This window comes from Dyella sp. (assembly GCF_036568765.1).
GTDB lineage: Bacteria > Pseudomonadota > Gammaproteobacteria > Xanthomonadales > Rhodanobacteraceae > GSA-30.
On the sequence record NZ_DATCRY010000046.1, the window covers coordinates 1 to 19,822 of the forward strand.

17 protein-coding genes are annotated in these 19,822 nt (G+C 62.7%); 11 read left to right on the plus strand and 6 right to left on the minus strand.

The features are described from left to right. On the plus strand, positions 1–421 hold a 421-nt coding region (locus tag VIM98_RS03740), incomplete at its 5' end, for an isoprenylcysteine carboxylmethyltransferase family protein (RefSeq protein WP_331991753.1). 195 nt (positions 422–616) lie between these two features. Here the strand turns inward: VIM98_RS03740 and VIM98_RS03745 are convergent. Next, on the minus strand, positions 617–1,180 hold the full coding sequence (locus tag VIM98_RS03745; protein WP_331991754.1) for an AAA family ATPase: 564 nt from the start codon (positions 1,178–1,180) through the stop codon (positions 617–619). 684 nt (positions 1,181–1,864) lie between these two features. On the opposite strand from VIM98_RS03745, the gene VIM98_RS03750 reads away from it, so the two are divergent. The 4 genes from VIM98_RS03750 to VIM98_RS03765 all read left to right on the plus strand — a co-directional run bounded on the left by VIM98_RS03750 (position 1,865) and on the right by VIM98_RS03765 (position 5,181). Beyond that, the gene (locus VIM98_RS03750; RefSeq protein ID WP_331991755.1) at positions 1,865–2,467 is read left to right on the plus strand and encodes a TetR/AcrR family transcriptional regulator; all 603 of its coding nucleotides are present in this window, start codon (positions 1,865–1,867) and stop codon (positions 2,465–2,467) included. A gap of 127 nt (positions 2,468–2,594) precedes the next feature. Beyond that, positions 2,595–3,275 carry a type 1 glutamine amidotransferase domain-containing protein gene (locus VIM98_RS03755; RefSeq protein ID WP_331991756.1) on the plus strand — a complete coding sequence of 227 codons (681 nt, stop codon included), beginning with the start codon at positions 2,595–2,597 and terminating at the stop codon, positions 3,273–3,275. Positions 3,276–3,382: 107 nt separating this feature from the next. Then, entirely contained in the window at positions 3,383–3,844 is a 462-nt protein-coding gene (locus VIM98_RS03760) for a heme-binding protein (protein WP_331991757.1), read from the plus strand. A 59-nt stretch (positions 3,845–3,903) separates the two neighbouring features. Continuing rightward, a complete protein-coding gene (locus tag VIM98_RS03765) occupies positions 3,904–5,181 on the plus strand; it encodes a CynX/NimT family MFS transporter (protein WP_331991758.1) in 1,278 nt (425 codons plus the stop codon). Between the two features lie 471 nt (positions 5,182–5,652). On the opposite strand, the gene VIM98_RS03770 is transcribed toward VIM98_RS03765, so the two are convergent. The 5 genes from VIM98_RS03770 to VIM98_RS03790 form a co-directional block, all read right to left on the minus strand. Further along, a complete protein-coding gene (locus VIM98_RS03770) occupies positions 5,653–7,458 on the minus strand; it encodes a family 49 glycosyl hydrolase (protein ID WP_331991759.1) in 1,806 nt (601 codons plus the stop codon). Positions 7,459–7,505: 47 nt separating this feature from the next. Then, positions 7,506–8,063, minus strand: coding sequence for a hypothetical protein (locus VIM98_RS03775; RefSeq protein ID WP_331991760.1), 558 nt, complete (start codon positions 8,061–8,063; stop codon positions 7,506–7,508). 9 nt (positions 8,064–8,072) lie between these two features. Beyond that, the gene (locus VIM98_RS03780; RefSeq protein ID WP_331991761.1) at positions 8,073–9,782 is read right to left on the minus strand and encodes a hypothetical protein; all 1,710 of its coding nucleotides are present in this window, start codon (positions 9,780–9,782) and stop codon (positions 8,073–8,075) included. Between the two features lie 45 nt (positions 9,783–9,827). Then, positions 9,828–11,156 (minus strand): carbohydrate porin, encoded by a 1,329-nt coding sequence (locus VIM98_RS03785; protein ID WP_331991762.1) that lies wholly within the window; start codon positions 11,154–11,156, stop codon positions 9,828–9,830. Positions 11,157–11,892: 736 nt separating this feature from the next. Next, positions 11,893–12,879: a LacI family DNA-binding transcriptional regulator gene (locus tag VIM98_RS03790; protein ID WP_331991763.1), complete on the minus strand. Its 987-nt coding sequence runs from the start codon at positions 12,877–12,879 to the stop codon at positions 11,893–11,895. A gap of 460 nt (positions 12,880–13,339) precedes the next feature. Here VIM98_RS03790 and VIM98_RS03795 point away from each other — a divergent pair, with 460 nt between their 5' ends. From VIM98_RS03795 to VIM98_RS03820, 6 genes are all read left to right on the plus strand, one after another. Next, complete coding sequence (locus tag VIM98_RS03795) at positions 13,340–14,596, plus strand: ABC transporter substrate-binding protein (protein WP_331991764.1); 1,257 nt, start codon at positions 13,340–13,342, stop codon at positions 14,594–14,596. A gap of 23 nt (positions 14,597–14,619) precedes the next feature. After that, on the plus strand, positions 14,620–15,534 hold the full coding sequence (locus tag VIM98_RS03800; RefSeq protein WP_331991765.1) for a sugar ABC transporter permease: 915 nt from the start codon (positions 14,620–14,622) through the stop codon (positions 15,532–15,534). Positions 15,535–15,548: 14 nt separating this feature from the next. Beyond that, positions 15,549–16,367, plus strand: a complete 819-nt coding sequence (locus VIM98_RS03805) for a carbohydrate ABC transporter permease (protein WP_331991766.1) — start codon at positions 15,549–15,551, stop codon at positions 16,365–16,367. Positions 16,368–16,393: 26 nt separating this feature from the next. Then, complete coding sequence (locus tag VIM98_RS03810) at positions 16,394–17,527, plus strand: sn-glycerol-3-phosphate ABC transporter ATP-binding protein UgpC (RefSeq protein WP_331991767.1); 1,134 nt, start codon at positions 16,394–16,396, stop codon at positions 17,525–17,527. Positions 17,528–17,541: 14 nt separating this feature from the next. Continuing rightward, positions 17,542–19,266 (plus strand): alpha-glucosidase, encoded by a 1,725-nt coding sequence (locus VIM98_RS03815; RefSeq protein ID WP_331991768.1) that lies wholly within the window; start codon positions 17,542–17,544, stop codon positions 19,264–19,266. A 108-nt stretch (positions 19,267–19,374) separates the two neighbouring features. Further along, positions 19,375–19,539 carry a hypothetical protein gene (locus VIM98_RS03820; protein ID WP_331991769.1) on the plus strand — a complete coding sequence of 55 codons (165 nt, stop codon included), beginning with the start codon at positions 19,375–19,377 and terminating at the stop codon, positions 19,537–19,539. Positions 19,540–19,822: the final 283 nt, after the last annotated feature.

Here is a 19,822-nt window from a genome sequence, read left to right on the forward strand (position 1 = left end):
TCTCGCACTCCCTGGCGTCGTGGCTTTCGCGATCCCTGGCGTCTGGGTCTTAACCGGCAACGCGCCTGTGGCCCATCCGAGCGGCTTTGGCTTGTTGATCGTCGGGACGGCGGCCCTTCTCTGGTGCGTCCGGGACTTCTACGTCCAGGGCAGGGGCACTCTGGCGCCGTGGTCGCCGCCGACTCACCTCGTCATCGTCGGCCTGTATCGCCATACGCGAAATCCGATGTACATCGCAGTCACCCTCATCTTGCTCGGCTGGTCCGTCTCGTTCGGGATGAGCGGCCTGTACTTCTATTCGCTCACCGTGGTCGTCGCATTCCAGCTGCGGGTGATCCTCGGTGAAGAACCATGGCTCGCTCAGCGTCATGGCCGGCAATGGGATGAATACGCTCGCCGAGTTCCACGTTGGTTCTGGTAGGCGCACGCATCGAGCGGTGCGTCTGATGCGCATGTGGCACCGCAGGCCCCTGCAGGGTGCAGCCGCGCGACTCGATCCGATGGCCGGCTACGTCCAGCGACGCCGGATGCGAGTCCACAAAGACCAACGGCCTCCGTCGCAGACGTGTGCGCGAGCCTGATGTCGTCGTTGAATGCTTGCTCCGAAAGCGTGTGCTCAGAAAGCGCGAGGGCGACGGTGCGCAGCTCGGCTTCGAGCTGGGTGGAACCGAACGCGGCGACAAGCCCGACCGTCTTTTTGATGTGGGCCGACGACGTGGTCTTGGCCGAACTGAGGGCCTTTGGCCGCGTCGCCCGACTCCTTCGCGAAGGCGGCGGCCAACTCCGCCGCCCGTTTGTGCATGGCCTCGCAGCGCTCGATCTCCTTCTGCGCGGCCTCGGACTCGGAGCCGAGCAAGAGAATGGGCTTGAAGTGGCTTCCAGCGAAGTTGAGGTTGTCGGCGATGAAGTCGGAGTTGAAGACGCGCACGACGTGCGTGGATGTCGTGAAGTTCGACTCGTTGATGTTGCCCGCGTCGGTCGCGATCGTGAACGAGCACTGCGGCAGCTCTGGGTTGAGCTTCTTGGCCTCCAACATTGCGACGAGGCGCGACAGCGTAGTCTTGCCAGAGTAGTTCCATCCGTAGATGAGATTCTTGACGCCGAAGTCGACCATCCCCGCCGGCGGCGAGTAGTCGGCGAAGACCCCGAGGCCCTTGATGCGCTGGAAGCTTTTGAGCATGGCTGAATCTTGGGTGGCTGGGCTGCTCACCCGAGTTCGGCAGATCCCTACGCGTTACCGTTGTCTGCTCCCGTGAGATCGCATTCCCTTCCCATTGAAACGGAATTTCAATCCAAGACCCGACATTCGATTTCGCTGTTGGTGCCGATCCATGCCATGGGCGAGTGAGCTCAGACGTCCGCAAAGCAGCGGGTCCGGACGTGCTGCGTGGCCGCCGCTACGGCCGCTCAGGCGATTGACGTCGTGCGCGAATACTTCGAAAGGCGGTGGAGGCGTGGTCCGCTTGCCGGGCGCTCCGGGCGTCCGACAGCCAGGCGCGGCGTGAAGCGGACGTTAGCCCTGCCGATCAACGCATTTGAACGACTCGCCGCCCGGTCACCAGCGCGAACGACCGCTGCCGGGCGCTGCTTTCGGCAGCTGGCGACCCATAGCCGTCATCCAATGGGCCGACCTGACCGCCCGAAACCGGACGTTCATTGCTGGCGCTGGCCGGCGGCACCTGATGCTGCTCTGCGGAAATTGACGCAAGTTTGACGATCGGCAGAGAGGGACTCAAAGCCGACGCGGCCAGCGGATAACGAGGGCTCCCAAGCACCGACGGCGAGCAGGCCAGCTACCCTGCATTTAAAAAGTAAGTGCGAAAAGAACTAGACGACTGGTCTACTTAGTCTTATAGTTCCACTCATGCGCCCCGCCCATGCCACTGCAGACACCCGCCGGAACATCCTCGACGTCGCTCAGCGGATCATGAGCGGCAAAGGTTTTTCGGCTGTCGGGCTGAATGAGATCTTGACCTCCGCCAGCGTTCCGAAGGGGTCGTTCTATCACTACTTCGAGTCCAAGGATGCCCTTGGCGAAGCGATGCTGACCGACTATTTCGATGCCTACTTGACTGACATGGACCGCACGCTAGGCATGCCAGGCGAAAGTGCGGCACAGCGGCTAATGAACTACTGGCGCCAGTGGACTCAGACGCAGCAGAGTTTCGATTGCCAGGGCAAGTGCCTGGCCGTGAAGCTGGGGGCGGAAGTCGCCGACCTGTCCGAGTCGATGCGCCAAGCGCTCAAGACCGGCACGGCGGAAATCATCGGCCGCATCGCGGTCGCCATCGAGGCAGGCACGGCCGATGGATCACTGGAAGTTGAAGGTCGACCCGACGAAATTGCGCAGAACCTCTACCAACTTTGGCTGGGCGCGAGTGTGATGGTGAAGATCGTCCGAGACGTCCAGCCGTTTGAAGCCGCGCTGCAGATGACGCGCCGGATATTGAACTTGCAACGCTCCTGACATCGAGCGAGGCCGAAGGAATGCGCTACGAGCGCATTTTTTTGACCCGAATTACTAGACGACCGGTCTATTAGTGGCAATCCGGGCGTCCTCTTTTCTCGCCACTGCAACTCCGAAAGGAATGAAGATGAAGATCCTGATTGTCCTGACCTCCCACGATCGACTGGGCAACACTGGCCTCAAGACCGGTTTCTGGTTGGAAGAACTCGCAGCCCCCTACTACGAGTTCAAGGCGGCTGGCGCCGACATCGTGCTGGCCTCGCCCCAAGGCGGCCAGCCGCCGCTGGACCCCAAGAGCAACACTGAAGCGTTCCGCACCGAAGCGACCCGGCGGTTCGAGGCGGACGCAGACGCGATGGCCGCGCTGGCAAGCACTGTGCCCCTGGCCCAGGTCTCCCACGAAGGCTTCGATGCGGTGTTCTATCCCGGTGGGCACGGTCCGCTGTGGGACCTGGCCGAAGACTCGAACTCGGTCAAACTGATCGAGACCACGCTGCAAGCCGGCAAGCCGGTGGGTCTGGTGTGCCATGCGCCGGGCGCCCTTCGCCACGCCAGGCGCACGGACGGCCAGCCGCTGGTGAACGGCCTCAAAGTCACCGGCTTCACCAATTCCGAGGAAGCCGCCGTGGAGTTGACCGACGTGGTGCCATTCCTCGTGGAGGACGAACTCAAGCGTCTTGGCGGCCGCTTCGAACGGGCGGCCGACTGGCAGTCCTTCGTCGTACAGGACGGCCTGCTGATCACCGGCCAAAACCCGGCCTCTTCCGCGGAGGCGGCGAAGCGTTTGATGGCGCAGCTGTCGCGCTGAACGATGTCGGCGCAAATCCTCGCGAGGCGCGCCGCATCCCTTTCCTGAACTCCGGCTGCCCGCTACACGAGCGGCGCAGACGGGTTCCATTCACCCTCGGGTACCCCATGACGAATCTTGTGAAAACACTGACCCTCGCGGATGCGAAGGCCATGGTCGCCGCCGCAGAGGCACATGCGACCGGGTTGGCCGTCCCATACGCCATCGCCGTCGTCGACCGCGGCGGCCACCTGCTGCACTTCTCCAGACAACCGGGCGGCGCACCCGGTTGCGTTGGTCTGGCGATCAACAAGGCCTTCACGGCCGCGATGTTCGGCAAGAGTACCGAAGCGTTCGCAACGCTCGCGCAGCCCTCGGGCGAGCTGTACGGCATTCAGCAGGCCCTTGAGGGGCGGACTGTGGTCTTCGGCGGAGGCGTTCCGGTCCTGGCCGAAGGGGCCGTCATCGGCGCGGTCGGCGCCAGCGCGGGCAGTGTCCAGCAGGACATCGGCGTCGCGATGGCGGCGATCTCGGCGTCACTCAGAGACGGCCTCGTCCCTCCGAACCCGGCCCCCATCGCGAAGGGATGAGCATGTCAACCTCCTTGTCCACGGCCTTGCCTGGCAGCAAGCCGTCGATCGAGCCCGCGATGTCCCGCTACGAACAGAGTACCGCAATCCTCGACGCGAAGGACAACTCGGGTCTGACCTTGGCCGCCGGCATCGCCTGCATCGTGCTGGTCGCCATCGACCTGCGCCCAGCCATCGTGTCGGTGGGGCCGCTGCTCGGACAGATTCGTGGCGAGTTCGGAATATCCAACGCGCAGGCCTCTCTGTTGACCGCGATCCCCAACCTCCTGATGGGCTTGCTGGCCCTGCCCGCGCCATGGCTGGCCCGGCGATTGGGCAGGGATCGCGTCATCCTGGCCGCACTCGCCGTGTTGAGCATCGCCACGCTACTCAGGGCCTTCGTCGAAACGACGACGCAACTGATGGTCACCACGGCAGGCGTGGGCGCGGGTATCGCGGTCGCCGGTGCCCTGATCTCGGGCTTCGTGAAGGCCCGCTTTCCGCAGCAGGTGCCATTGCTCATGGGTCTATACGCAATGTCGATTGGCCTTGGCAGCACGCTGGCCGCAGCCGCGACCGCGCCCCTCGCTGCACTTGGCGGTTGGCGACTCGGAACGGGCGTCTGGGCGCTGCCGGGGCTGACCGCGATCGCGGCATGGTGGGTCGTGTCCCGGTCCGAGGGAATCGGACTGGCTCCTGTCTCAGCAGTTGCCAGAGCGCATCGCCATCCGCTGGGCCGCGCAAGCGCCTGGCTGGTGGCAGTCTACTTCGCAACCAACAACTTCCTGTTCTTTGGTTTCCTGTCCTGGATCGCGCCGATGTTTCGGGAGTTGGGTGCGACGCAGGCATACGCAGGGATGCTGCTCGCCAGCTTCACGATGGCGTTCATGTTGTCCAATCCGCTACCGGCCTTGCTTTCCAGGCGCGAGGATCGACGACGGCTGATCGGACTGTTCGCCGGCATCGCGCTCGTCGGGCTCCTTGTAATCGCAGTCGCGCCAACGTTCATGCCCCTGGTGGCCATCCCCATGGCGGCGTGCGGTGTCGGCGCGTCGTTCTCGCTTGGCATGACACTTCCGCTGGACAACGCCTCGAGCCCGGATGAGGCCAATTCGTGGACGTCCTTTGTCCTATTCGTCGGCTACCTTCTGGGAGCGCTCGGGCCTCTCACCCTCGGATTCCTGCGGGATCGAACCGGCAGCTTCCAAGCTGGCCTTTGGACTTTGGTGGCCGCCGCAGCGTTGATGGCGTCTCTGGCTCCGTCTCTCTCGCCTGCACGCCGCCATCGCAAGCTGCAGCGTGCCGAGGGATCGGCAACTGAACGCTCATACGACGCGAGGGCAACGCGCACGGGATGATGCAGGGCGATGGCGGCAGAGCGGACTGTCACGACCGTCTATTTCCGCGCCGACTTGCGACCGGGTCACCGCCGACGAAGCGCTCGAGGCGCGCCAACCTCCGATCGACCGCTGAGCGCAGCATAGCCGACGTCTGTCGGCGTCGGCGACCAGGCCGACGCCGACCCAATGGCGAAGTCCACATGATCGATCTCGACGCCCGGAACCGGACATTCGGAAAGCCATGCATTTGCACCTCGGCGGTGACCGTTCTGGCCCCTAAGGTCGGCCCTTGAAGGACTCATGGGCAGCGGAACCGGGCCTGCAGTTCGCCGAAAGCTCTGTCTGCTTCCGGCCGCACACCCGACATCGGGCACCGCTGATGGCGTAACGATATATGGAAGGCGATGGCGATTAGGCCACGCGGAAGGCGTCAACTTGGCCGTAATTCGCACAGGCGTCGCGCTCGGAAGACAGATCAGTGCAGCTCAACTACTGCAGCGACCAGTGCGAAGCGAGATGCGAGTCGAATCGCAATCGACCAAGGATTGGATCGACCACATGCTGTCCGCCGACCTTGAAATCACTGATCTTCAGCGCGACGCCGTCGAATTGAACCGGATTCCCGTCAGTGTCGTTGTAAGCCTTGAGGTGACTCACAAGTGAGGTCGCATCAAGCTGATTCCATCGTTCTATCGATAGCCCACGAATCTCGATGTTCTTGTAGTTCGACAGCGCATAAAGCCGAATGGCGCACGGACTCATACCTTCTGATCGAAAATCCTCAACCACCACATCCTGGATAGTCATCGCCGTGTCGGCTGTTCGATTTGAACTCATGTTCTTCCAGTCGGAAGCCGCGTTGACCAGGCATGTGTTGAGCTTGACGTCCTTCCAGTACATCCGGTTATGGATCACATCGATGCCTTTGATTCGGACGCTATGGATGTTGCGAGGTATCCATCCGAACTGAATCACCGGACCGTTCTCGCCCTTCCAGACAAGGACATCGTCGACCGAGATGTCGCTGTGATAGGCCTTGATCACATCGTCGTTGGCATGGAAGAACACATGCGACAGGGTGCCACCGTTGTAGAGCTCGAAGCCGTCAGTCTGCCAGTACCAACTGCCCACAAGCTTGGTATGGCTCACGTTCATCTTGAAGCCGTCTTCGTTGCCATACGCCACGAACGAGTGGTACGACGGATTTGCAAGCGTCACGCCGTGCATCTGGAGTTGCTGGCCTTCTGGACCGGCCTCGAACTCGAGTAGCTTCACACACGTTCGGTGGCAGTTTGGTGCCGACGCCGTCCTGTGACGGTAGCCATTGGCCCGATCCGTCTCGTACGGATACTTCTCAGATGAGAGCACTCCCGACCCGGTGATCCAAAGCTTTTGCTGCGTCGATGGGAATTGAAAAGTACCCTTCACGTAGGCGCCTGGCGCCAGGTAGACCCATTGCACACTTGCCGGCATCATCCCGTGAGTATCCGCAGGCATCGAGTAGACGCCTGGGCGGAAATACAGGATTTCTGCATCCAGCTTGCTCAGATCCCTCACCACGCCTGGCGCTGGATAGTGGACTCTGCGACCCGCGACATCCGGCTCCCACGATGCAGCAAGCCGCATCGGCTCAGCAAAAATCATCAGCGCATTGTGCGGTTCTGTGTTGATCGCGCGGCGGCCCGGGCCGGGTTGCGTGGTGAGGCGGCCGGAAGTGCCTTTCATGTCGTTGTAGCTCGTCACCAAATCCGGCGCGAACTCCACCGAGAAGCGTTGACCAGCCTCGGCGTAGGGCACGAGGATGCGCACCGCATGCGAATTGACGAGCTCCTTCTTCCACTCGAGATGCGCCGGGCGGATGGCTACTTCGTCCACCGACTTCAAGTCGAAGGCACCTTGCGTCCGCACCTCTACCCAGGTGTCCTCGCCATACAGAAAGCTTGCCCAGCTCATTGTCATGCCAGCCTGGGAGGCGAATTCGGCGCCGTCTTCGTCGCTGTAGCCGGGCTTGCCGAGGCCCGAGCGCGGGATCGCAAGGTAGGTGAAGGCATCGAACTTCCGATCGGGTTGCTTCGCTGTTGCGACCGAGATTTCGTAGATGCGCGACTGCCGGACATTGCCGTCGGCCACAGGCGTGCGATCGTTCCTTTCAGCCTCGGCATGCCACCATGTTCGCAAGGTCTCGCTTTGCGCAATCTGCGGTTGCGCCTGGCCGGCACTGGCAATCGACGGCACGGCGATTGAGGCAATGAGCACGCAAGTCAGAACCATGCGTCGGTACAGCGCATTCAACATACGATATTCCTTTGGCCGGCTTCTGGGAGAGCGACCGGCTTCAATTCCTAACGGCGTTCGATGGCAAGGTGCAGACGCGGGCGAAGGGCGCTTTCGAGCACCTTGAGCTCGAAGTCCAGCAGAACTTCTTCGCTCCCGTCGACCGAGTCAGAGTCCAAGGGCAGCAGCGTGTCGCTGGCATCTGGGTAACTATTCAGCGTGGTGCTTGCAGCAGAGCCGACGAATTGCAGGGTTGCACGCTGCGCTGGGGTGCTGCCGTTCGGCCCCAATCCGAATTGATGTGCCCAGTCCGCGCCGCTGATCTTGAATCGCCTCGGATCGCTGGGATCAAATGCGCCGGCCTGCGCAGATCGCAGAACGTATATCCCGCGTGCTTCATCGAAATGAAACTTCGTCGACGCGTCGAAGCTCCAGCCAATCATGGTGCTGGGCAGGTAGAGATCATACGGAAGCCGCCCAGCGCCTGTCGCGGCCAGCGCGTCGGACGATGCGGGTGACGAGGCCGTCGCGCGAGCTTGCAGTGGCGCCATTCCGCACAATACGCTGGCGAAGACCAGACGACGGCGACCCACGCAGATTGGCGAAGACTGCATTTTCAGTTGCATGGTTGCCTCTCAGGGCTTGGCGGTGACGGTCAGCGTCCACGTGGTGGCATGCGGATCATTCGGCGCCAAGCTCAAGCTCAAGGAGGTCGTGCCACTCGGCGCCGACGGCATGTTCATTTTGCGCACCGGATCGGTCTGCACGAGCGAATTGTTCGTCAGGACGCCGTTGACGAAGGTACCAATGTCCTGCAATGGATCCCCGTCGTTCCCCGCAAACGAAATCGGGTATGTGAATCCGTCGGTGACAAACTTGAATTCGCCCGTGCCGACGGGCACGTTGTCGAGATTGAAAGTGTGGCTTGCGGCGTCCCAGGCCATCACCAGGCCAGTAGGGCTCGCATCCCAGCCCCAAGCTCCGCCCACCAGGTTGAGGTGCCCATAGGGATACGGAACCCCTTCCGCCCCATGAGCCGTGACGCTGAGCGTCGCGCTCGTGCCGTCGGCACTCGGTGCCAGCTCGAAGTCCAGCGTCACTCCGGTCGCTGAAGGGTCGGCAATGTCAGTGCTGAGCGGCAGAGCCATGTCGGCGCCATTGGCATAGTGCTGCGTCGGCCAGGAAGCGCTATTCCCGACAAAGGTGAGCACCGCGGCAGAGCCATTGGCAGCAAGGCTGAACTGGTCCTGCCACTGGTCGCTGCCATTGGCGCCGAACTTGAAGCGGCGCGGGTCGGTGGAACTGGTGGGGCCAGCCTGAACACCGTAAGCATAGAACACGCCGCGCACGCCGTCCCAGGTCATCGGAAGGACGCCCCAGCTGTTGAACGAGCCTCGCAGGTTTGGCGTGTATCCCAAGGGATTGATCTTCGGATCTTGATTAGCAGTGACCGTGAGTGTCCACGCTGCCGCACTCGCATCGTTCGGCGTCAGGCGAAAGCTCAAGGAGGTGGTCCCGCTCGGCGCCGCGGGCATGTTCATCTTGCGCACCTGGGCGGTCTGCACCAGCGCGGCATTTGTCAGGACGCCGCTGATGAATTGCCCGATGTCCTGCGGAGGGTCCCCGTCATTGCCAGCGAACGAGATCGGATACGCGAAGCCGTCGGTGACGAATTTGAACTCACCCGTGCCAACCGGCACCTTGTTGAGAACGAAAGCGTTGTTGGCCGCATCCCAGGTCATCACCAGGCCACTCGGGCTGGCATCCCATCCCCATGCGGCGCCCACCAGGTTTAGGTGCCCGTATGGATAGGGTACGCCCTGCGCACCGTGCGCGGTAACCGTCAATGCGGCGCTCTTTCCATCGTCCGCGGGAACGAGTTCGAAATCCAGCGTGACTCCATCTCCAGAGGGATTGACACCATCCGTGCTGAGGGGCAGCCGGATGTCGGCACCGTCGCTGTAGTGCTGAACCGTGGCCGAGGCCGTGCCGCCTGCAAATGCGAGGAACGCCGGAGAACCGTTGGCAGCCGTGCTGAACTGGTCCAGCCACTGGTCGCTGCCGTTGGCGGCGAACTTGAACCGGCGCGGATCGCTGTCGCTCGTTGATCCGGCGTTGACGCCGCGAGCGTAGAACACACCACGTTCGCCGTCCCACGTCATGGCCAGGGTTCCCCAGCCGTTGAACGAACCACGCAGATTCGGCGTGTAGCCGAGCGGGTTGGGCTTCGGGTCGCGGCCCCCGCCACAACCCATGAGGCCGGCAACGAGAACGAAGGCCGTGAGGAGCCAGGCGAAACGGCGGTTGCTGCGCCAGGCGGGCAGCCAACCAGAAGTGAAAGTCATGAGTGTCTCCAAGCAGTCTTCAAGGGTGAGCTAGTCGATTGACGATCACCACCATGCTTCGACCTGGGCTCCGATGCTCGAGCCGGATCGCATGTCGTTGTAGACGGGCAATGCGGTCGAGCAATCCCGAGCGGTGCACGCGACGCTGCCCGATGCAGCCGCGGCGTCGTTCCATTTGGCGTAGGTGTAGTACACGCGCAGAGTCGGACGCGCCCAGAAGCCGGTTCCCTTGGAAAGCTGTGGCGCGATCGTCAGCTTGTTCAGCCGACGCGTCGGACCATCTCCGCTCTTGATGCCGATCTGCCCCACCTCCACGGCAAGGCTCATCAACCTGTTGAAGTGGTAGATCGGTCGCATGCCCACGGCGTACTGCGATCCGGGCGTGTCGTTCAGCGTCGTGTGCTGATAGAGCCCGACAAACGACGCACTGAGCGGCACTCCCTTTGGCTCGATAGTGAGCACGTCCAGCACTCGCCACGATTTCATGGAGTCCGTGAATCCAGTGAGCGCCTGTCCGTCCAGACCAGCCGCATCCCGGGCGTACTGGAGAGCGAGCCTGTTGGATCCGCCGAGCGAAAAGGGCGACTTCTGTTCGTGCTGCGCCGTGAAGGCCACGCCGTTCTTGCTGGCGAGAACGAAATCGCGATTGTTCTTGCGCACGACGTCGAGGTTCAGCATCACGTTGCCGCCCGGGTTGGTGGGAATGCCATCGAGCGTGAACTGGTGGTTGACCGTCGCGATTCCGCCAGCCGTGCTATCTATCGTCGGGTTGTCTGTTCCGATCCCTCCCATCCAGTTCACGTCACCTTCGACGTTGCGCAGAAGTGCATAGGAGAACGTGCCCACCGGGGTGTAGACGTTGTCCAATCCAAGTCCGATGCCGGAAGCGCCGACGTACCACAGGTCGAGGATGTGCACGTCTTGCAGTTTGGGCTGCCGCTTTCCGACCCAGACGTTGACGCCGCTGAGCATGTCCACGCCCGAACCCGCCCCGATGTCGATCGCTTCAACGTAGAGCGACTTGTTGGTGAAGACCGACTGCTCGTCCTTCTGGAGACCCTGCGGAGCCACGCTGAATTCGTAGACGCCACGGAAGTCGGTACCACCCTCTGAACCGAAGGGGACGCCGATCTTGTTCGACAGATAGAAGTCGCACTCGTTTCCAAGGCGAAATCCGGCTGCACCAGTTCCAGTGCCCGTACCGGTGCCGCTGCCGTAACCAGGCAACCGGAAGCAGGCCGAACCGCCGCCAAGGTTGCTGGCATTGCCGCCTCCGCGAAGGTAGCCGCTGAACTCGACGCCCTCTGCGCCGTGAGCGCTGGCAATGCCCGCGAGCAGCGCGAGTGCAGCCGTAGCCTTTTCGAATTTCTTCATAGTCGTCGCTTTCTTGAGCGCCTGATGTATCGCTGATCCGGTGGCCCGGCTCTCCGATGTCGCCAAGCCCGATGGCGACATGGCCCATTGTCCGTCGCGCAATCGATTGCGTTGCTAGGGGAATCCCGACCAACTCGACTCGCCTGAATCGGAGGCGAATGGGACAATCCCAGAGTTGAGCGCGGGCAGACTCAAACCATCGAGCGTTGTGCTGCCGGGTGACCTGGCACGGTCGCAACCGATTGCGTCGTCCCTAGCGAGAAAGCGATGTTGAGCGCCGCGCCAGACGCCGCGCCGCTGAGCGACGCTCATCGCGCGGATTCAGTCGGAGCCTCCTGCTCTACCCGTCGCTGCGAGGCCTGTGGTGATATTGCACTGATGCGCGGGCGGCCGTGTCACCGCTCGCCACGCCGCCCATTCCCCATTCCGAACGTTGACGATGAACCCTGTCGCGATGCGGCGCGGTGTTCGACTTCCAAACAATGCTCCAAAAACGGAATACACGCGACGCCAAGCCAATGACCGAGCCGCTGACGTATTGCAGCTGCGCTGCGCAGGCTTGCCCTCGCCGTAGGCCCAGCTCGCGCTGGGCCCGGTTTTGCGACCAGCGCATGGCGATCGAGCTGCCGCCTGGCGTATCTCATCTCCAGGCGAAGAGGCACTCCTTCATGCCCGACGAAAAGACACCTGTGCCCGTTGGTCGTTCGATTCCATTGGATCCGGGCGCGCAATCGCCTCAGGCGGTGGAGGATCGCACGACCAGGCTGGTCGAGAGAACACGCGGCGCGACAGTCTTCTCCTGAATCTGGCTCATCACCGCATCGACGAGCGCCTTTCCCGCGTCGGCGAGCGGCTGGCGCACGGTTGTGAGAGCCGGCGTGACCAGGTCCGCGACCGCGATGTCGTCATAGCCGACCACCGAAACGTCTTCCGGTATCCGACGCCCGCGCTTCTGAAGGAGCCGCATGACTTCTATCGCGGCCATGTCGCCGGCTGCGAATACCGCATCGAACCCGATGTCGGCATCCAGGAGCTCCGTCAATTCGCGTCGCAAGACGACGTTGTCGAACATCGAGTGCAATTCCAGCCGTGGATCCGGCGCCACGCCATGCGCGCGGTGCGCCGCCAGATAGCCCTCGTGGCGCAGGCGGATTTCGTCCGTCCTGGTATCGCCGACGAATGCGATTCGCCGCTTCCCAAGACCGAGCAGATGCTCCGTCGCACATCGCCCGCCAAAGAGATTGTCGCTACTGACAGTGCAGTAGAGCTGTCGCGGACGTTCAGCCCCCCACATCGCAAACGGCACGCGCGCGATGGCCAAGGCGTTTGCCTTGTCGTGCGATAGCCATTGGCCCGTGACGATCAGGCCGGCAGCAGCCCCGGTCTCGACGGGATCGGCGATTTCCATCTTCGTGCTGTCCATCCGGTACAGCAGCATCTGGTACCCGTTCGCCGTCAGCTCCTCGGCGATGGCGCCGATGAGACCCCAAAGAAAAGGGTCTGTCAGGCGCTGAGTGTCCGACGGTAGAAATGGCGCGATGACCGCGATGGTGCGGTTGTGCCCGCGGCGCAGGTTGCGCGCCCCGACATTGACGGTGTAGTTCAGGCTACGCGCTAGCTCCACGATGCGCTGCCTAGTTTCCTCGCCAATCTCCGGGCTTCCATTGAGCGCACGCGAGACCGATCCGACCGACACGCCCGCCAGGCGAGCAATGTCGGACATCTGTGGCTTTCTAGTGATTTGAGCACCCTCTGGGATTGCAGAGGGTTCGCGCTGTCGATTCTTGGACCTGGGCATATGGAGCTGTCTTGTTCATCGAAGTCTAGCATTTGGTGAGCTCGACTACGCAAACGCTTGCGTAAACCAGTGGCGAAGTGCACCGCACCATCGGTATATAGGGTTTACACTGCAAGCGCAATCGATTGCGTACCGTAAACTTTTCAGCCATTGCGTCGACCCAGCGAATGAGTGCGTCATCGACTCGACGCTCTCGGCCATGCGCGTAGAGGGGGCAGCACCGGCACGAAAGGCGCCATCGAGTCGAGTCGCACCATTCCCAACACTGCCGGCCCCTCCTTGAGGGGAGTCATCTCAAGGGAGTGCTCGGGGGCCTGGGCGGCTGCCCTCTCGCTCACTCATCAGGACGAGGTTGACATTGACTTTATGGAATCGGAAGGCCGCTTTGATCGGCCAGGCACTGGCAGGACTGCTGCTGGTCTCGTTCGCCTCGGCCGGGATGGGCGCCACGCTGACCATCGCGTGCGGTAGTGGCGGCGCGGAGATGGAGCTGTGCAAGCGCCACGCCGACGAATGGGCGCGCCGCACCGGCAATATCGTCAAGACATTCTCGCAACCGACCAGCGCGATGGATGCGCTCTCGCTGTATCGGCAACTGTTTGCTGCAAAGTCGCCTGCGATCGACGTGGTCCGCATCGACACGGTCTGGCCCGGCATCCTCAAGGATCATCTGGTGGACCTGCGTCCCTACGCCAAAGATCAGCTCTCCCAGAATTTCCCCGCCATCATCGATGCGATGACGGTCCAGGGCCGGCTGGTTGCAATGCCCTGGTACATCGACGCCGGATTGCTGTTCTATCGCAAGGACCTTCTCGAGAAGTATCGGCTCCCAGTGCCGACCACGTGGAGCGAGCTCAAGTCGACCGCTCAGACGATCCGGTCCGGCGAGCGCGCCGCGGGACATGCCGATTTCTACGGGTATGTCTTCCAGGGTAAGGCATACGAAGGACTGACATGCAACGCGGTGGAGTGGATTGCCAGCTACGGCGGCGACACCATCGTGGACAGCGAAGGTCACATCACCGTCGATAACCCGCGCGCGGTCGCGGCGATGGGCATGGCCGCTTCGTGGGTGGGCAGCATCTCGCCGCGCGGCGTCCTGAACTACGAAGAGGAGGATGCGCGGGGTGTATTCCAGAGCGGGAACGCCGCTTTCATGCGCAACTGGCCGTACGCGTGGAAACTCGTCACCACGGATGACAGTCCCGTCCGTTCACGCGTCGGCGTCGCGCTGCTGCCCAAAGGCGGCCCGGATGCCAGACCTGCCGCCGCCCTCGGTGGGTGGCACCTTGCTGTGTCCCGCTATTCGGCGCATGTCGACCTGGCGGCCGATCTCGTGATGTACATGACGAGTGCCGAAGTCCAGAAGCGCCGCGCGATCGAAGGTGGCTTCAACCCAACGCGGCCGGCACTGTATCGGGATCCGGACGTCATCTCGGCCAATCCGTTCATGGCCGGCCTCTCCAACGTCTTCGACAACGCCGTGGCGCGCCCCTCGGTATCCACGGGCATGAAGTATCCGGCGGTCAGCAGGGCCATCGCCAATGCGGCCAACGACGTGCTGTCCGGCCGCTCGCCCGCTGACCAGGCCATGCGCCGCCTTGACGCCAAGCTGCACCAGATCGAGCGATCGCGCTGGTGAGCGCGGATCTCCGGAACCCGAACATGTCCTCTTCACGAACTCGAACCGCCTGGCTCTTCGTCGCGCCCGTCGTCCTGCTGCTCCTGCTGGTTGCGGCCTGGCCGCTGGGGCGTTCCATCTACTTCAGCCTCACCGACGCCAACATCAACGACCTCTCCGCGTCCCACGTCATCGGCTTGGCGAACTACTTCGGCGACGCCGGCCTCTTCGGCAACAGGTACTACGTCGACGGATTTTGGGCAAGCGACTGGGGTGTCGCCATCAGCAATACGTTCCGGTTCGCGATCGTCTCCGTGGCGATCGAATCGGTGCTTGGGCTGGGGATCGCTCTGCTGCTGAACATGGAGTTTCCGGGACGCGCGTTCGTCCGCACCGCGATCCTCGTGCCCTGGGCGATTCCCACCATCGTATCGGCCAAGGTCTGGGGCTGGATGCTCAATGACCAGTTCGGTGCGATCAACGCGCTGCTTGCCTGGCTCGGCATCACGCACGCGCACATCGCCTGGACGGCCGAACCGTCACTGGCGCTGTGGTCGGTCGTCGCCGTCGACGTCTGGAAGACCACGCCCTTCATGGCGCTGCTGATCCTGGCCGCGCTGCAGACCCTCCCCAAGGAGTGTTACGAGGCGGCACGCGTCGACGGCGTCCATCCGCTGCGCGTGTTCTTCCGGATCACGCTGCCCCTCATCCGGCAGCCGCTGCTGGTGGCAGTGGTGTTCCGTATCCTGGACGCTCTGCGCGTATTCGACCTGATCTACGTGCTGACGTCCAACGGCGCAAGCACGGTGAGCATGTCGGGGTTCGTCCGGAGCGCGATGGTCGAGAACGGCGACATCGGTTTTGGCTCCGCGGCATCAACCTCGCTGTTTTTCATCATCCTGCTGTCCGCATGGCTGTTCATGAAGGCCGCCGGCGTCCGTCTCCTGGAGAAATCGTGAGAAGAGCCGCCGTCATGCGCCTCGCAGGCATCTACCTGTTGTCGGCACTCGTTGTCTTCGTGTGCGTCGGCCCGTTCATCTACATGGTGGCCACGTCACTCAAGGTGGGGACCGACCTGTTCAACCCATCGCTCGTTCCTGCGCATCCCACGCTGGGCAACTACGCGCGCCTGTTCCAGGGCACGCAGCCGTTCGGGCGGCAAATGGCAAATTCGCTGATGGTCGCAACGGTGTCGGTCGGCATTGCGACGCTGTTTGCAATCACGGCGTCGTACGCGCTCGGCCGGATCTCTTTTCGCGGCCGCGGACTTCTACTGATGACCATGCTGGGCGTTTCGATGTTTCCCCAGGTCGCAGTGCTCTCGGGCATGTTCGAGCTGATGCAGGCACTGGGCCTGTACAACAAGGCGATCGGACTGACCGTGCCCTATGCGGCATTCACGCTGCCGTTCACCGTGTGGCTGCTGACCAGCTTCATGAAGCAGTTGCCGGTCGACCTCGAGGAGGCCGCGATCATGGATGGGTGCGGACCACTGCGCATCGTCTTCCGAGTCTTCATGCCGCTGCTGACGCCGGCACTGGTCTCGACCACGCTGCTGGCATTCATCGGCGCATGGAACGAATTTCTGTTCGCGCTCACCTTCATCGCCGACGACAACCAGCGCACGGTGCCCGTGGGCATCTCGATGATCTCGGCCGAGAGCGCGTTCGAGATTCCATGGGGCAGCCTCATGGCGGCGTCGACCCTCGTCACGGTGCCACTGCTGGTGCTTGTACTTGTGTTCCAACGCCGCATTGTTTCCGGCCTCACCGCCGGCGCTGTCAAGGGCTGAATGCCGCCAGAAAACTGAAAGACAAGATGTCCACCATCGAATTCAAGCAGGTCTCCAAGCGCTTCTCGCACGGCCTCCCGCTCACGATCAACAAGGTCGACCTGCGAATCGAGCAAGGCGAGTTCTGTGCCTTCGTCGGCCCCTCTGGCTGTGGCAAGTCCACGCTGCTGCGCATGGTCGCCGGCCTCGAGGAGATCACCTCGGGAGACCTGCTGATCGGCGATCAGCGGGTCAACGACATTGCGCCCGCGAAGCGCGGCGTCGCGATGGTCTTCCAGAGCTACGCTCTGTACCCGCACATGACGGTCTACGAGAACATGGCCTTCGGCTTGCGGACGATCGGCGCGGACAAAGTGGCGATCGACAAGAAGGTGCGCGAGGCAGCCCAGATCCTGCAACTCACGCCGCTGCTTGATCGGCTGCCGAAGGCGCTGTCCGGGGGGCAGCGGCAGCGCGTGGCGATCGGCCGTGCGATCGTCAAACAGCCTCGCGTCTTCCTGTTCGACGAGCCTCTTTCCAATCTCGATGCTTCGTTGCGTGTGCAGACCCGTCTCGAGATTGCCAAGCTGCACCGCGAAATGGCCTCGAGCAGCATGATCTACGTCACGCACGACCAGGTCGAAGCCATGACGTTGGCCCAGAAGGTGGTGCTGCTAAACACCGGGCCTCGAATCGAGGAGCAGCTGAGCATCGCGCAGGTCGGCACCCCAATGGATCTTTACCACCGCCCGCGCAGCCGCTTCGTCGCGGAGTTCATCGGATCTCCGCGCATCAACCTGCTGCCGGCGCGCTTGCTGCGTGCAAATCCGGCGAGCGCGACGTTCGAGGTGCTGGGCCAAGAGGTCGAGGCCGCAGTCGATGCCACGCACCTGCCCGCGCGCGCCAACGTCCTGGTCGGCATCCGGCCCGAGCACGTCGTGGTTGCCGAATCCGGCGAAGGCGCGCTCATGCGCGGCAGCGTCACCCATGTCGAACGGCTGGGCGACGCCACGCTGCTCTACCTGTCGCTCGGCGGTGCCCTCGCCGTCACCGTGCGGGTGGAAGGCGACGCGAGCCGCGCCGTCGGCCAGCAGATACAGATCCAGCTACTTCGCGAAGCGTTGCATGTCTTCGACGATCACGGCAACGCCTGTCCCCGCACGCCCCAGCTTCCCCATTGACCTGAATGAATCCCGTGAACCTGAACCCGTCGCCCTGGTGGCAATCGAGCGTCGTCTACCAGATCTACCCGCGCAGCTTTTGCGACAGCAACGGCGATGGCATCGGCGACCTGCCGGGCATCACCTCGAAGCTCGACTATCTTAAGACGCTGGGCGTGGACATCGTGTGGCTCTCGCCGATCTACCAGTCGCCCAACGACGACAATGGCTACGACATCAGCGACTACCGGGCGATCATGCCGGAGTTCGGCACCATGCAGGACTTCGAGCACATGTTGGAGCAGATGCACGCCAGAGGCATTCGCCTGATGATGGATCTCGTCGTCAATCACACCTCCGACGAGCACGAGTGGTTCCGCCAGGCACGCTTGTCGCGTGACAACCCGTACCACGACTTCTACATCTGGGCGGACCCAGTCGAAGGGCGTGAACCGAACCATCCCACCAACTGGGAGGCCGCATTCAACGGTTCGGTCTGGGAGTGGAACGAGCCGACAGGCGAATACTTCCTGCACATGTTCTCGAAGCGACAGCCCGACTTGAACTGGGAGAACCCGCGGGTGCGCCGCGAGGTGCACAACCTGATGCGCTTCTGGCTGGACAAGGGGGTAGACGGTTTCCGGATGGACGTCATTAACATGATCTCCAAGCCATGGCAGCCGGACGGCACGCTGCCCGACGCGCCGAGAGTGCGGCCGGGCTTCCTGCAACCTGGCTTCGGCATGAGCCTCAACGGCCCTCGCCTGCAAGACTTCCTGCTGGAGATGAAGCAGGAGGTGCTGCGCCACTACGACTGCGTCACAGTGGGCGAGGCTCCGGGCGCCACGACGGAGCTGGCGCGGGTCATCACGGACCGGGAGCAGGGGGCGCTGGACATGCTGTTCCAGTTCGAGCACATGCACCTCGACGCGCAGCCTGGCCAGAGCAAGTGGCACCTGAAAGCGCTCGACCTGTCCGACCTGAAGGTCACCCTGTCGAGATGGCAGGACGACCTCGCCGAGTCCGGGTGGAACAGCCTGTACCTGAACAATCACGACCAGCCGCGCTCACTGTCTCGCTTTGGTTGTGACGGACAGTACAGGGTCGAGAGCGCGAAGATGCTGGCCACCCTCATTCACGGCATGAAGGGAACGCCTTACGTGTACCAGGGGGAGGAGTTGGGAATGACCAACTTCCCGTTCCAGAGCATCGAGGAGTGCCAGGACATCGAGACGCTCAACATGTACGCAGATGCCGTGACTGGCCGAGGCATCGACAGAGCCGAAGTCATGCAGGCTGTGCGTGCGAAGGGCCGAGACAATTCGCGTACGCCCATGCAGTGGACCACTGCACCCCATGGTGGCTTCTCCACCGGCATCCCCTGGCTGGCCGTGAATCCGAACTTCACCGAGATCAACGCAGCGGCCGCCGTCGCTGACGAGGAATCCGTCTACCACTACTACCGCAGCCTGATCGAACTTCGGCGGGAAATGCCAGTGCTCGTCCATGGGCAATACGCGTTGCTGGATGCCGAGAATCCGGACGTCTACGTCTATGCGCGTGCATTGGGAGATGAACGGTTGCTGGTGATTTGCAACTTCAGGGCGAGAGAAGCAACGATCGCGACGCCCTCGGACATCGTGGGGCGCGCCTACCGGCGAGTCCTCGGAAACTGGCCGGAGCGCTCACGAGACGCGTCTCAGACGCTTGCATTGCGGCCGTTTGAGGCGCTGATGCTGCATGCACGCGTGACCGACTGATGTGGGATTGAACGGGAAACCTAGCGCTTTCCCGATGTTAACCGGCGCGTCCGAGCATTGCTGACCGAACTCGCCTAGAGCTGGCTGCGCTTCCAGCCGGACAGCGACTTGACGCTCTGGTTCAACCGGCGCTTTGCCAGCGCCGGCGGCCGGGTGCGGCGGGTGGGCATCATCGCCATGGCCAGGCGCCTAGCCATCGCACTGTGGCGATACGTCAAGGACGGGGAGATCCCGGCCGGTGCCCAACTCAAACCCGCGTTGGCCGAAGCCTGAGCTGCTGAGTTCGCCGACCGATCCGGTGACATCATGATCAAAGGTCAACGCGCCCGTAGTGACCGCGGGTCACTCCGATGTGACCGTCCCAAAAGATGGGGCGCGTTGGTGACCGGGGATTGCCAGTGCGCCTGGCGCGCATGGCATGCCGCTGCCTTCCATCAAGGGCGCCCCCATTCGATCTCGCGAATCAAGGGCCCACCATCTTTGTCAGACACGATTACTGAGACGGCTTCAACGAACTCTTCACCCAAGATTCCGACGTACACCCACCCGAGATCGC

Bases quoted from the DNA above. Each gene is read 5' to 3' on its own strand.
- VIM98_RS03745 (WP_331991754.1), bottom strand. From the start codon at position 1,180: ATGCTCAAAAGCTTCCAGCGCATCAAGGGCCTCGGGGTCTTCGCCGAC.
- VIM98_RS03750 (WP_331991755.1), top strand. From the start codon at position 1,865: ATGCGCCCCGCCCATGCCACTGCAGACACCCGCCGGAACATCCTCGAC.
- VIM98_RS03755 (WP_331991756.1), top strand. From the start codon at position 2,595: ATGAAGATCCTGATTGTCCTGACCTCCCACGATCGACTGGGCAACACT.
- VIM98_RS03760 (WP_331991757.1), top strand. From the start codon at position 3,383: ATGACGAATCTTGTGAAAACACTGACCCTCGCGGATGCGAAGGCCATG.
- VIM98_RS03765 (WP_331991758.1), top strand. From the start codon at position 3,904: ATGTCCCGCTACGAACAGAGTACCGCAATCCTCGACGCGAAGGACAAC.
- VIM98_RS03770 (WP_331991759.1), bottom strand. From the start codon at position 7,458: ATGTTGAATGCGCTGTACCGACGCATGGTTCTGACTTGCGTGCTCATT.
- VIM98_RS03775 (WP_331991760.1), bottom strand. From the start codon at position 8,063: ATGCAACTGAAAATGCAGTCTTCGCCAATCTGCGTGGGTCGCCGTCGT.
- VIM98_RS03780 (WP_331991761.1), bottom strand. From the start codon at position 9,782: ATGACTTTCACTTCTGGTTGGCTGCCCGCCTGGCGCAGCAACCGCCGT.
- VIM98_RS03785 (WP_331991762.1), bottom strand. From the start codon at position 11,156: ATGAAGAAATTCGAAAAGGCTACGGCTGCACTCGCGCTGCTCGCGGGC.
- VIM98_RS03790 (WP_331991763.1), bottom strand. From the start codon at position 12,879: ATGTCCGACATTGCTCGCCTGGCGGGCGTGTCGGTCGGATCGGTCTCG.
- VIM98_RS03800 (WP_331991765.1), top strand. From the start codon at position 14,620: ATGTCCTCTTCACGAACTCGAACCGCCTGGCTCTTCGTCGCGCCCGTC.
- VIM98_RS03805 (WP_331991766.1), top strand. From the start codon at position 15,549: ATGCGCCTCGCAGGCATCTACCTGTTGTCGGCACTCGTTGTCTTCGTG.
- VIM98_RS03810 (WP_331991767.1), top strand. From the start codon at position 16,394: ATGTCCACCATCGAATTCAAGCAGGTCTCCAAGCGCTTCTCGCACGGC.